The following is an 11692-nucleotide window of genomic DNA, read 5'->3' as shown; positions in this document are numbered from 1 at the left end:
TCGGGATAAGCTGGCTCCGGATGAGCGTTTCGGGAGCGCAAGCCAGAGCCGCGCCGATTTCAATCGGTGCGATGGAGTGTAAATGCGGCGATTTAAGGGGACGTAAAGACGCGCCGCTATCCGCTTGCGTTTTCAGCATGATCCGATCGCCCGCCGGAGCGATCTTCTCATTGTCGGTCCCGGGCAGGCGAAACCGTCAGATGACGAAGAAATCGGCCGACGTTACCGCCAGCCCGATGGCAAGTTTGGCGAACTGGATCGGAGACGCGGAACCTGTCCCGTCCCTGTCAAAGAGCAGCCTGCCGGTATCATATTCATAGATGACGCGGTCGCTCGCATCCGCCGCCCTGCCGCTCTGGTTGGCAATAAACGCCGAGGACGGGAGTGCCCCAGCGGCAAGGCCGACGTAGAAGGCGTTGTCGAGATGGATCGTATCATCCGCGATATCGAAGCCCGAGATCTGGTCGTAATTGGTCGATGCGCTGAGCGCCGTGTTGAAGACGAAAATGTCCTGGCCGGGACCGCCGGAGAGGATGTCGTTGCCGGCCAATCCATAGAGCCGATCATTGCCGGCGCTGCCGCTCAGGGAGTTGGCGCCGGAGTCTCCGTAGAGCCTGTCGCCATAGGCCGAACCGACCAGGTTTTCCACGCTGACATAGATGTCGCCGAAGGCATCGCCTGTATTGAGGCCGGAATCCTGGAGGCTGGCGATCACGGCGCCCGGGGCGAATATATAGGTGACGGTATCCGTGTTGCTGCCACCGTCCAGCCTGTCGGCGCCGCCACCACCGGACAGGACATCGGTTCCCGATTCCCCATAAATCTGGTCATTGGCGCTGCCGCCATAGAGATTGTCAGCACCGCTGCCTCCATTGACGATGCCATCGACCCGCCCTTCCCGTCCGTCATAGCGGTCGTTATTGTCGCCAAGAAGGATGTCACCGACCATCAGGCCCTTGTTGGTGATTTTTTCGGCCGCATTGCCCGCCGAATAACTGAAACTGTAGCTTCCGCCGGAAATCGTACCGTAATTGGTGATGTTCAACGTTTCTCGCACATCCGAATTCTGCCTGCCTATGCCCGTGTGTTCACCATGAATGATGCCGTAGTTGAGGATGGAGGACTCGGTCGTGGTTGAAATCGTGTACATGGTAATACCGGAACTACCGGTAATCTGGCCGTAGTTGGCGATGATGTGACCGCCGCCGCTCATATAGATGCCGCTGTGAAACGATGCCCCGACCGTTCCGGTTTTTCCGACGGTTATGTGATTGTTCCGCGCCGTATCCTCGTTGTTCAGAATCCCCATGTAACCGCCGAAGACATCACCATGGATCGTGAACTCGTGATCGCTGGTCGTCCCATAGAGCGCCGCATTGTCGACTGATCCCACGGCCACGCCTGTTTTCACATAGGCATTCTCGCCGGCGAGCAATGTCTGCCGGGGGTCATCGATCGAATCCGCGAAGAACAATTTTGTCGGCATGGTCATCCCCGATCATCAGGTTAGCGTAGCGTCGATTGTATCCCAGATCGATCTGACGGCGAAACGAAAGTGACGTTTGCATTGTCGAACCACAACGGCACTTTTTTCAGTACTCAAGCAAAGCAACTTATCAATTTAAAGATGAGTCATACATAATGAAAGAATCATCTAATCTATTGTAATGTTTACATAAATTACATATTTTAAGGAATTGTTTACCATTGAGACGGTTTACTGTTTGCAACCCGCCGGCCCATGATGGGCAATCAATCCAATTTTTCAGTGTGCCATTTTGACCAGCATCCATACAAATGCGGGCGCAATTGCTGCGCTCCAGACTCTGCGCTCGATCGACAGCGACATGACCGCCACGCAAGGGCGGGTTTCCTCTGGCTTGCGCGTGCAGACAGCGGCCGACAACGCTGCATACTGGTCGATCGGCACGACCATGCGGTCGGACAATCGCGCGATGTCGGCGGTCGCTGATGCGCTCGGATTTGCGGCAGCCAAGGTGGACACGGCCTATACAGGACTGAACGCGGTCGTCGACATTCTCGGCGACTTCAAGGCCAAACTGGTCGCCGCGAAAGAACCCGGCGTCGACAAGCAGAAAATCCAAAAGGAACTCAGCGAATACAAGCAGCAGGTCTGGAGTGTCGCCCAATCCGCCAGTTTTAACGGCCAGAACTGGCTCGTCACCGATATTGCAAACATCTACGACTACGATCTTAACGCAGCCACGAGCGCAGCCTCCTTTACGCGAAACGCCTCAGGCGGTGTCTCCGTGAAGACGATGAACGTCCACCTGTCAGACGTCTCGCTCTTCAACAGCACCGGCGGCGGATTGTTGCAGGCTGACGCGCGCGACCTCGAAACGCTGGGCGGCATGCGCAATCTGACCACCAGCATCAACCCGCCGACGACCATCGATTCCACGCCCTATGATGGAAACCAGGGTTCGGGCTGGATGTACCCGAGTGGATCAATCGGTGTGGCGGGCAGCTTCAGATTGAACGACTTTCCCGTCGGATCATCGCTGGATTTCAATACGCCCGGGGCCCAGATCAGCTTCGACATCATCCTGGACAAGGAAGACACCAATCCGCACGGCTATACCGGCACGCAGGCAGATCTCAATGAACTTCCCGGCCCATATTATCCCGGATATTCAAAGACTATCACCATCGATAAGGCCGTGATCGACGCCTATGACGCCGCATTAGGTGGAGTCATCACGACGAACACGCAGTTCGCCGGCGTTCTCAACTCCGTGCTGAATGCTGAGGGCGCGTATGTATCCGCTAACAGCATCGTGCAGGATCCTCCAGGCTCAGGCCCCTGGGTTCATGATAAAAAGACGATGATCATCAGCACGAACCAGATTCACGGCGACGGTTCCTATGTCGAGATCGCCAACCTCACCAGCGTTGCCGTCGGCACCGGCGGCCTCACCAACGGCTTCGACTACGGCACGAGAGGCTCAGGGATGGAGTTGAACTTCCAGCAGTTCATTGTTCACCAGGATGGCGACAATGAAGACGGCGTGGATATCCATTTCTCATTCTCGCTGAACGGTGCTCCGCCCAAGTCATACTCGTTCGACAGAACCTATGTGAACACGCTCTTCGGAAAGGATAGCGGCAAGGTCGAGACTTCGGCGGAGATGGCGACACTGCTCAATTCCCTCCTTGCACCGGATTGGCCCGGTCTCATCATCGCGGCAAACTCCGCAACGACCGTCATGATGAAGTCCGATCACGCTTTGGACCGGACATGGGGCAGCGGAACCAGAATCGCTTTCGACCAGATCCGTGTCAGCATCGAGCCGATCCCGACGATCAACTTCCTCGAGATCGACATCGCGCAGAACCCAGCCAAGCTCGACAGCTACATCGATTACATCGACATCGTCAGCGAGAGAATCATCGATGGTGCGACGGCGCTAGGGGCCTTTCAGAGCCGGATCGACATGCAGTCCGACTTTGCGGCGGAGCTCATGTCGATCATCGACAAGGGCATCGGCCGTCTTGTCGACGCCGACATGAATGAGGAATCGACCCGTCTCAAGGCGCTGCAGACACAGGAACAACTCGGCATCCAGGCGCTGCAGATCGCCAATTCGAATTCCGAGAACATCATGGCTCTGTTCCGCTAGAACGCCGCGACACGAATGCCGGTCGTCAACGCACTCCCTTTGGCAGATCCGCGTCAATCAGGGCCGCAAGACGCCCTCAATTGGTATTTGCGCGGGCGATCCGGTGCGTGGCGTCGTCCAGCGCATGACTTGTCTGCGCACCGTCCTTCTGCATTCCGCGGACGGTGTTGCCGCAGCCGGACAGCACAAGCACGGAAAGACAGGCTAAAGCGATTATGACCTTCGGCATCGCGGTTCCTCCAACAGAACAGCCGATCGATCGGCTGGCAAGATATCGGAGATGACGCAGGAGCAGCACAAATCAATATCGCAGGCCACAAATCTCTAGAATGAGCTTACCGATTCTAGGACGGTCACGCATTCTCAGAACGACTGCGGGAGAAAATACATCTGAAATTTTTCCGCTGCGCCCCCGGTAAAATCGAGCGAAAACAACGGCAACGACGAAATAAAAATAATAAAACTTGACGCCAGCGCTCAAGCAACCTATCTGAGCCTTGGTCGATATTTGTTAGATGACTTTGGTTTTTGCGACTTTGCGCGCAATTGGACGAACTTTCCTTCAGATTCGAACATCAAGCCTCGCTGTAATACCACGGCTTGGTTCACTATAATTTGCTAGAGAAAGGGATCGTTATGGCCACTGGCACAGTAAAATGGTTTAACTCGACAAAGGGCTTCGGCTTCATTCAGCCGGACGACGGCAGCCAGGACGTTTTCGTCCACATCTCGGCTGTAGAGCGCGCTGGCATGCGCGGCCTCAACGACGGCCAGAAGATCAGCTTCGAGCTGGTCAAGGACCGCAAGTCGGGCAAGATGTCTGCTGACAACCTGCAGGCTGCCTAATACCAAATCTGGCGCGATGATACGCGCCGGTGAAATGCGCTTCCGCGGTTGACCACGGATGTACTGGCAGGTGTGTTGAAACGCATTGTGAAAGGTCGGGATTTCCCGGCCTTTTTGTTTTTTGCGGGATTATTGTCCCCAAGACTGTCTCCCAATCTTCAAATTGCCCCATCGGCGTTGAACGGTGCGCACTCACACACGGGAGCGACACGCATGAAGACGATTTTCATTTCCACCACATTGCTGGCAGCGCTTTGCGCAACCGCCCTTCCCGCCCGCGCGCAGGACATTCCCTATGTCGACGATCGCTCCGACGGCGCGGCACTGGTCAAGTCGCTTTACAACGCCATCAACCGCAAGGAATTTTCCCGCGCCTACAGCTATTTCAGTAAGCCGTTCGACGATTACCAATCCTTCGTGAAGGGCTATGCCAAGACCGTCGGCGTCGAGGTGATCACCGGCAAGGTAACCACCGAGGGGGCGGCGGGCAGCATCTATGCGCCAGTGCCGGTCGCGATCAAATCGATCGAGGAAGGCGGAAAGGAGCACGTGTTCGCCGGATGTTATGTCACCCGCATCGTCAATGCGGCGATCCAGGAACCACCGTTCACGCCGCTGCATATCGAGAGTGCCGAACTGAAAGAGGTGGATGGGCCGCTGGAGAAAGTCCTGCCGAAGGTCTGCCACTCGCCTTCGTGACGGGTGATCTACCGCAAATCCCTAATTCTATCCTGCTCGGCCCTGCGCCCGGCCAGGAACTGCCCGCGCTCGAAAATGACGACGACGATCAGTGCCATCAGGAAGGGAATGACGAGATAGAACAACCGGAAGATCACCAGCCCGGCCAGCACGCCGGCGGGGTCCATTTCCGGCAGGGCAGCGATGAACATCAGTTCCAGAACGCCGAGTCCACCCGGCGCATGGGACAACAGGGCCGCCGAAAACGAGGCGAGGAAAACGCCGAGGATGACCATGTAACCCGGATTTCCGGCCTCCGGCAGCGCGAAATAGATGATGGCCGCCGCCGCGATCAGCTCGACTGGCGCGATCAGCAATTGCCGCAGGGCGAGTGAAGGCTTGGGATATTCCAGCTTGAACCAGCGGGTCTTGAGCGGCCTGAAGCCGACAAGGCTGCCGACGACATAGAGCGCGATCAGCGCCAGAATGATCAGCCCCGTGGAGATCGACGCGCCGACCGGCAGGAATTTCGCAAAGCGCGCAGTGATATCGGGTTCAAGCAGAAGCACGATCGCCGACAACATCAGCGTGCCCAGCGCGAAGGTGAAGGAACAGAAAGCGACGAGAACACCGGTTTCAGCCGCCGTCAGCCCTTTCGATCCATAGGCCCGGTATCGGACCACTGCGCCGGAGAAGACGGAAGCGCCGACCGTATGCGACAGGGCATAGGCGGTGAAGGAACAGACGGTGATGAACCACAGGGAAATCCGGTGCCCCAGATGTTCCAACGCCAGATGATCATAAGCCGCGAGCGCGGCATAGGCAGCGAGCGTGGCGCATCCGGCCAGCAGCCAGCCCTTCAGCGGCACGGCATAGACACTCGACAGAAAATCCGCAGCCGAGAGGCCATGCAACTCATGATACAGGCCGTAGAGCGAAAACAGGATCGCGGCCAGTCCGATGACCGGCCAGGCAAATTTGCGGACCGTTTTCATGGGGCGCGGCTTCTCGGGAAATGTAGGCACAACGTCATCTTGGCGATGAGAACACCCCCGACCGGCAGGGTCAAGGGTGCTAACCGTTAACAACGAGCCGTTCAGGCCGCCAGCGCGTCGAGAATACGGATCCAGGAGCGGATGCCCTTGTGGAAGGACTGCAGCTCGTATTTCTCGTTTGGCGAATGGATACGGTCGTCGGACAGGCCGAAACCGACCAGCAGGGATTCCATGCCCAGCATCTTCTGGAAGTCACCGACGATCGGGATCGATCCGCCCATGCCGATGACCACGGCAGGCTTTGGCCATTCGTCCGACAGTGCCGATTTCGCGGTGTTGAGCAATGGCGAATCGTAGGGCAGCTGAATGGCCGGTGAGCCGCCATGCTTGTGGAACTCGACCGAGCAATCCGCCGGGATCTGCGATGTCACATAGGCGCGGAAAGCCTCGCGAACCTTGTCCGGGTTCTGGGCGCCGACGAGGCGGAAGGACACTTTCGCTGAAGCCTGCGCCGCGATCACGGTCTTGAAGCCCTCCCCCGTATAGCCACCCCAGATGCCGTTGACCTCAGCCGTCGGACGCGCCCAGGTCAATTCCAGCACGGAGCGTCCCTTTTCGCCCGACGGAATGGACAGGCCGATTTCACCGAGGAACTTCTCGGATGTCTGGCCAAGCGTTTCCCAGGCCGCCTTGATCTGTGTCGGGGTCTCCTCGACGCCTTCGTAAAAGCCATCGAGCGTAACGCGGCTGGTCTCGTCATGCAGGCCGGCCAAAATCTTTGTCAGGATATGGATCGGATTGGCAGCAGCACCGCCGAAATAGCCGGAATGCAGATCGCGATCGGCGGCGGTGATGACGACTTCCTCACCAACAAGACCACGCAATCCCGCCGAGATGGCCGGTGTGTCGCGGTCCCACATGCTGGTATCGCAGACGAGAGCGTAGTCCGCTTTCAGTTCCCTGGAATTGGCTTCCAGGAACGGCTTCAGTGACGGCGAACCGGATTCTTCCTCGCCCTCGAACAGGATGGTCACCTCGCAGGGCAGCGTCCCCCTGGTTTCCTTGTAGGCCCGGCAGGCCTCGACGAAGGTCATCAACTGCCCCTTGTCGTCGGCGGTGCCGCGGCCGGTGATGACCTTGCGGCCACCATCCAGCTCCTTGATCGACGGTTCGAACGGCGCCGTGTCCCAAAGATTGAGCGGGTCGACCGGCTGGACATCGTAATGACCGTAGAACAGGACATGCGGCGCGCCGGCCTTTTCGGCGGCGTGATGGGCAACGACCATCGGATGGCCGGGCGTATCGCGCACCGAGGCCTCGAAACCGAGGCTCGTCAACTCCGCCACCAGCCATTCCGCCGCCTTGCGGCACTCGGCCTTGTAAGCCGGATCCGTCGAGATCGACTGGATGCGCACGAGTTCGAAAAGCCGGTCGAGGCTCTTGGGCAGGTTATCATCCGCGCGGGTGAGAATGCTGGTCGTCTCTGTCATGTCCGAATCCTTCTTGAGTGGGTCGGAACCTAGACAAAGATGACGGCAGCTTTAAGCAAAATCTTTTGATCGGTCGACCTTTGCCGCTTTAATTGCGCGTGCCGTTGGCGATTGCCATGCGCATGTATTCGAGCAGGAGTTCGCGCTCGAAATGCCGGAAGCCTGAAAAATGCGATTGATCGGCGGCCAGAGCCGCCTCCTTCGCTTCCGCTTCCATCTGCTTCGCCTTGTCCGTCAGGAAAATCTGCTGGGCACGTTTGTCGGTCGGATGCTTGCGCCGGACGATCAGGCCGTCACGCTCCATGCGCGCCAAGGTATTGGCCATGGTCGCCTGTTCGATATCCATGCGGTCGAGAAGCTGCTTCTGGGTCAGCCCCTCCTCGCTCCACAACTCCAGGAGGACGGGAAACTGCCCCGGCGCAAAGCCGAGTTTCTGGCCTCTCTCCTGCAGGGCGCGGGAGAAACTCTTCGCCAGAAGACTAGCCAGGTATGTCGCAGATTCCATACGATCGAAGGCCATGTCTATGGGTAACTCCCGGCCGCCACGAACACAAGTTGCATTGCAGGCGATGGACCATGCGGAAACAAAATTTCACGCTGATGTGATGGCTCCGCCCGGACAAACAAAAACCGCCGTGGCGGAGGCGGAGCCACGGCGGTCTTGTGAGAATTGGACAAAGGCCCGGAGAGGGGGGATAGGCCTTTGTCCTCACATCTGGCTTCGGCGGGGGACAGGCCTTTGACCAGACGACGGCGTGTTCAGGTGCCGTTGGTTATGATTTGTGGTTCCAAATGTGGCTTTTCAAGGGAGGGGGACAATCAGGCGGCATTACAAATTGGTAACGTTCCCGTGAGGGCCCTCCGTTCTTTACGGTTTGCACAAAAGTGGCCGCGCCTTGAATGAAATATGGACGCCCATCGCGGCCCGCGCTATCCCTTGTCGCCATGAAAAAAGGTGATCATCTCTTCCTCGTCGACGGCTCCGGATTCATCTTCCGGGCGTTCCACGCCATCCCGCCGCTGAACCGGAAATCGGACGGCCTGCCGGTCAATGCCGTCTCCGGTTTCTGCAACATGCTGTGGAAGCTGCTCACCGATGCGCGCGACACGTCGGTCGGGGTGACGCCGACCCATTTCGCCGTCATCTTCGACTATTCGTCCAAGACCTTCCGCAACGAGCTTTACGACCAGTACAAGGCCAACCGCACGGCGCCGCCGGAAGACCTGATCCCGCAATTCGGCCTGATCCGCCATGCTACCCGGGCCTTCAACCTGCCCTGCATCGAGAAGGAAGGCTTCGAGGCTGACGACCTCATTGCCACCTATGCCCGGATGGCGGAAGCCGCCGGCGCCGATGTGACCATCGTCTCGTCCGACAAGGACCTGATGCAGCTCGTGAGCGCCAATGTCTCCATGTATGACAGCATGAAGGACAAGCAGATCTCGATCCCGGAAGTGATCGAGAAATGGGGTGTGCCACCGGAAAAGATGATCGACCTGCAGGCGATGACCGGCGATTCCACTGACAACGTGCCGGGCATTCCCGGCATCGGCCCGAAGACGGCGGCGCAATTGCTGGAGGAGTTCGGCGATCTCGACACGCTGCTTTCCCGCGCCGGCGAGATCAAGCAGCAGAAGCGCCGCGAAAACATCATCGCCAACGCCGATCTGGCCCGCCTGTCGCGCCAGCTGGTAATGCTGAAAACCGATACGCCGATCGACGTGCCGATAGAGGATTTCGAACTTCACCCGCAGGATGGCCCGAAGCTCGTCGCCTTCCTGAAGGCGATGGAATTCACGACGCTGACGCGCCGCGTTGCAGCCGCCACCGACACGAACGCAGATGCGGTCGAAGTCGCCAACGTTCCTGTCGAATGGGGTGCCGCCGCCCACGGGCCGGACCTCGACAAGGGCGAACTCGCCTCCCCACCACCACCTTCCGCGCTGTCCTCGGCGAAATCCGCAGCGCTCGGCAGTGCCGAAGACGCGGCAGAAGCTTTGGCAAGCTTGGCCGATGCCGGACCACCGGCTGCGACGCCCTCAGGCCTTGCCCAGGCACGCGCCGAACTGTTCGCCAATGCCAAGATCGATCGCAGCACCTACGTAACCATCCGTGACGTCGCGACGCTCGATTCCTGGATCGCCGCCGCCCGCGAAACCGGTCTTGTCGCCTTCGACACCGAAACGACCTCGCTCGACGCCATGCAGGCCGATCTCGTCGGCTTCTCGCTGGCGATCGCCGACAACAGCAAAAACCCGTCCGGCACCGACATCCGCGCGGCTTACGTGCCGCTGATCCACAAGACCGGTGGCAATGACCTGTTCAGTGATGGATTGAAGCTCGCGGAAAACCAGATCCCGGCTCCGGTGGCGCTCGAGCGTCTGAAGGACCTGCTTGAGGATCCGTCGATCCTGAAGGTCGCGCAAAACCTCAAATACGACTATCTCGTCATGCGGCGCCACGGCATCACCATTGCCAGCTTCGATGATACGATGCTGATGTCGTATGTGGTTGATGCCGGCGCCGGCACGCATGGCATGGATACGCTCTCGGAAAAGTGGCTCGGCCACCAGCCGATTCCTTACAAAGACGTCGCCGGCACCGGCAAATCCTCCGTCACGTTCGATTATGTCGATATCGACAAGGCAACGGCCTATGCGGCGGAGGATGCGGATGTCACCCTGCGGCTCTGGCAGGTGCTGAAACCACGCCTGGCAGCCAAGAACCTCAACACCGTCTATGAGCGGCTGGAACGGCCGCTGGTTCCGGTGCTGGCCCGTATGGAAGAGCGCGGCATCACCATCGACCGGCAGATCCTGTCGCGCCTGTCGGGCGAACTGGCGCAGGGTGCCGCCGCCCACGAACACGAGATTTATGCGCTGGTCGGCGAGAGCTTCAACATCGGCTCGCCGAAGCAGCTGGGCGACATCCTGTTCGGCCGCCTCGGTCTTCCCGGCGGTGCAAAAACCAAGACCGGCCAGTGGTCGACCTCGGCACAGGTACTGGAGGAACTGGCCGTCGAAGGCCATGAATTGCCGCGGAAGATCGTCGATTGGCGGCAGCTGACCAAGCTGAAATCCACCTATACCGACGCCCTTCCCGGCTTCGTTCACCCCGAAACGAAGCGCGTCCATACCTCCTATGCGCTCGCAGCAACCACGACGGGGCGGCTTTCATCATCCGATCCGAACCTGCAGAACATTCCGGTGCGCACCGCCGAAGGCCGCAAAATCCGCACGGCTTTCATCTCGACGCCCGGCCACAAGCTGGTTTCAGCCGACTACAGCCAGATCGAACTGCGGGTGCTTGCCCATGTGGCTGAGATTCCGCAGCTGAAACAGGCCTTCTCGGATGGCATCGACATTCACGCCATGACAGCGTCAGAAATGTTCGGCGTGCCTGTCGAAGGCATGCCGAGTGAAATCCGCAGGCGCGCCAAGGCGATCAACTTCGGTATCATCTACGGCATCTCGGCTTTCGGCCTTGCCAACCAGCTGTCGATCGAGCGCTCCGAGGCCGGCGATTATATCAAGAAGTATTTCGAGCGCTTCCCCGGCATCCGCGACTATATGGACAGCACCAAGGCGTTCGCTCGCGAGAACGGTTATGTCGAAACCATCTTCGGCCGGCGTGCGCACTATCCGGACATCCGTTCGTCAAACCCCTCGCATCGCGCCTTCAACGAACGCGCCGCGATCAACGCCCCGATCCAGGGCTCGGCCGCCGACATCATCCGCCGCGCCATGGTGAAGATGGAGCCGGCCCTCGAACAGGCAGGCCTTGCGCAGCGCGTCCGCATGCTCCTGCAGGTGCATGACGAACTGATCTTCGAGGTTGAGGATGCCGATGTCGAGCGCGCGATCCCGCTGATCGTCGAGGTCATGGAAAATGCCGCCATGCCGGCGCTCGACATGAAAGTGCCGCTGAAGGTCGATGCTCGCGCCGCCCACAACTGGGACGAAGCACACTAACGATCAAGGCAAGAAGCCGCGACTTGCATTGCGGCTTCCCGGCTGCATGATGGACGGGATTTCATCTTAT

The 11692-nt window shown here is 58.9% G+C and carries 9 protein-coding genes and 1 pseudogene; 5 read left to right on the top strand and 5 right to left on the bottom strand.

Annotated elements, in window-relative coordinates; genetic code table 11:
• Positions 1-196: 196 nt before the first annotated feature.
• Positions 197-1486, bottom strand: a complete 1290-nt coding sequence (locus tag ASG68_RS15735; protein ID WP_162243602.1) for a calcium-binding protein — start codon at positions 1484-1486, stop codon at positions 197-199.
• 292 nt (positions 1487-1778) lie between these two features.
• Here ASG68_RS15735 and ASG68_RS32880 point away from each other — a divergent pair.
• Positions 1779-2168: pseudogene (locus tag ASG68_RS32880) on the top strand (flagellin); the annotation flags it as partial.
• 111 nt (positions 2169-2279) lie between these two features.
• Entirely contained in the window at positions 2280-3641 is a 1362-nt protein-coding gene (locus ASG68_RS33045) for a flagellin (protein ID WP_413814023.1), read from the top strand.
• Positions 3642-3717: 76 nt separating this feature from the next.
• Here ASG68_RS33045 and ASG68_RS15725 read toward each other — a convergent pair whose 3' ends face one another.
• The gene (locus ASG68_RS15725) at positions 3718-3870 is read right to left on the bottom strand and encodes a hypothetical protein (protein WP_062581955.1); all 153 of its coding nucleotides are present in this window, start codon (positions 3868-3870) and stop codon (positions 3718-3720) included.
• A 407-nt stretch (positions 3871-4277) separates the two neighbouring features.
• Here ASG68_RS15725 and ASG68_RS15720 point away from each other — a divergent pair, with 407 nt between their 5' ends.
• On the top strand, positions 4278-4487 hold the full coding sequence (locus ASG68_RS15720; protein ID WP_037103743.1) for a cold-shock protein: 210 nt from the start codon (positions 4278-4280) through the stop codon (positions 4485-4487).
• A 213-nt stretch (positions 4488-4700) separates the two neighbouring features.
• Positions 4701-5186 carry a hypothetical protein gene (locus tag ASG68_RS15715; RefSeq protein ID WP_062581953.1) on the top strand — a complete coding sequence of 162 codons (486 nt, stop codon included), beginning with the start codon at positions 4701-4703 and terminating at the stop codon, positions 5184-5186.
• Positions 5187-5194: 8 nt separating this feature from the next.
• On the opposite strand, the gene ASG68_RS15710 is transcribed toward ASG68_RS15715, so the two are convergent.
• The 3 genes from ASG68_RS15710 to ASG68_RS15700 all read right to left on the bottom strand — a co-directional run bounded on the left by ASG68_RS15710 (position 5195) and on the right by ASG68_RS15700 (position 8170).
• Positions 5195-6160: a lysylphosphatidylglycerol synthase domain-containing protein gene (locus ASG68_RS15710; protein ID WP_062581952.1), complete on the bottom strand. Its 966-nt coding sequence runs from the start codon at positions 6158-6160 to the stop codon at positions 5195-5197.
• 101 nt (positions 6161-6261) lie between these two features.
• Positions 6262-7650 carry a dipeptidase gene (locus ASG68_RS15705; RefSeq protein ID WP_062581950.1) on the bottom strand — a complete coding sequence of 463 codons (1389 nt, stop codon included), beginning with the start codon at positions 7648-7650 and terminating at the stop codon, positions 6262-6264.
• A gap of 88 nt (positions 7651-7738) precedes the next feature.
• The gene (locus ASG68_RS15700) at positions 7739-8170 is read right to left on the bottom strand and encodes a MarR family winged helix-turn-helix transcriptional regulator (protein WP_062581948.1); all 432 of its coding nucleotides are present in this window, start codon (positions 8168-8170) and stop codon (positions 7739-7741) included.
• Positions 8171-8595: 425 nt separating this feature from the next.
• Here ASG68_RS15700 and polA point away from each other — a divergent pair, with 425 nt between their 5' ends.
• Positions 8596-11622: a DNA polymerase I gene (gene polA / locus ASG68_RS15695; RefSeq protein WP_062581946.1), complete on the top strand. Its 3027-nt coding sequence runs from the start codon at positions 8596-8598 to the stop codon at positions 11620-11622.
• The last annotated feature ends 70 nt before the right edge of the window (positions 11623-11692 follow it).

Source organism: Rhizobium sp. Leaf453 (assembly GCF_001425605.1).
Taxonomy (GTDB): domain Bacteria; phylum Pseudomonadota; class Alphaproteobacteria; order Rhizobiales; family Rhizobiaceae; genus Pararhizobium.
Note: the sequence above shows the minus strand (reverse complement) of the source record. Positions and strands in the feature narration are given on the sequence as shown.

What these genes read in the sequence shown, in the direction of transcription:
- ASG68_RS15720 (WP_037103743.1), top strand. Translation starts at nt 4,278, where the DNA reads ATGGCCACTGGCACAGTAAAATGGTTTAACTCGACAAAGGGCTTCGGC.
- ASG68_RS15710 (WP_062581952.1), bottom strand. Translation starts at nt 6,160, where the DNA reads ATGAAAACGGTCCGCAAATTTGCCTGGCCGGTCATCGGACTGGCCGCG.
- ASG68_RS15725 (WP_062581955.1), bottom strand. Translation starts at nt 3,870, where the DNA reads ATGCCGAAGGTCATAATCGCTTTAGCCTGTCTTTCCGTGCTTGTGCTG.
- ASG68_RS15700 (WP_062581948.1), bottom strand. Translation starts at nt 8,170, where the DNA reads ATGGCCTTCGATCGTATGGAATCTGCGACATACCTGGCTAGTCTTCTG.
- ASG68_RS15715 (WP_062581953.1), top strand. Translation starts at nt 4,701, where the DNA reads ATGAAGACGATTTTCATTTCCACCACATTGCTGGCAGCGCTTTGCGCA.
- ASG68_RS15705 (WP_062581950.1), bottom strand. Translation starts at nt 7,650, where the DNA reads ATGACAGAGACGACCAGCATTCTCACCCGCGCGGATGATAACCTGCCC.
- ASG68_RS33045 (WP_413814023.1), top strand. Translation starts at nt 2,280, where the DNA reads ATGAACGTCCACCTGTCAGACGTCTCGCTCTTCAACAGCACCGGCGGC.
- ASG68_RS15735 (WP_162243602.1), bottom strand. Translation starts at nt 1,486, where the DNA reads ATGCCGACAAAATTGTTCTTCGCGGATTCGATCGATGACCCCCGGCAG.
- polA (WP_062581946.1), top strand. Translation starts at nt 8,596, where the DNA reads ATGAAAAAAGGTGATCATCTCTTCCTCGTCGACGGCTCCGGATTCATC.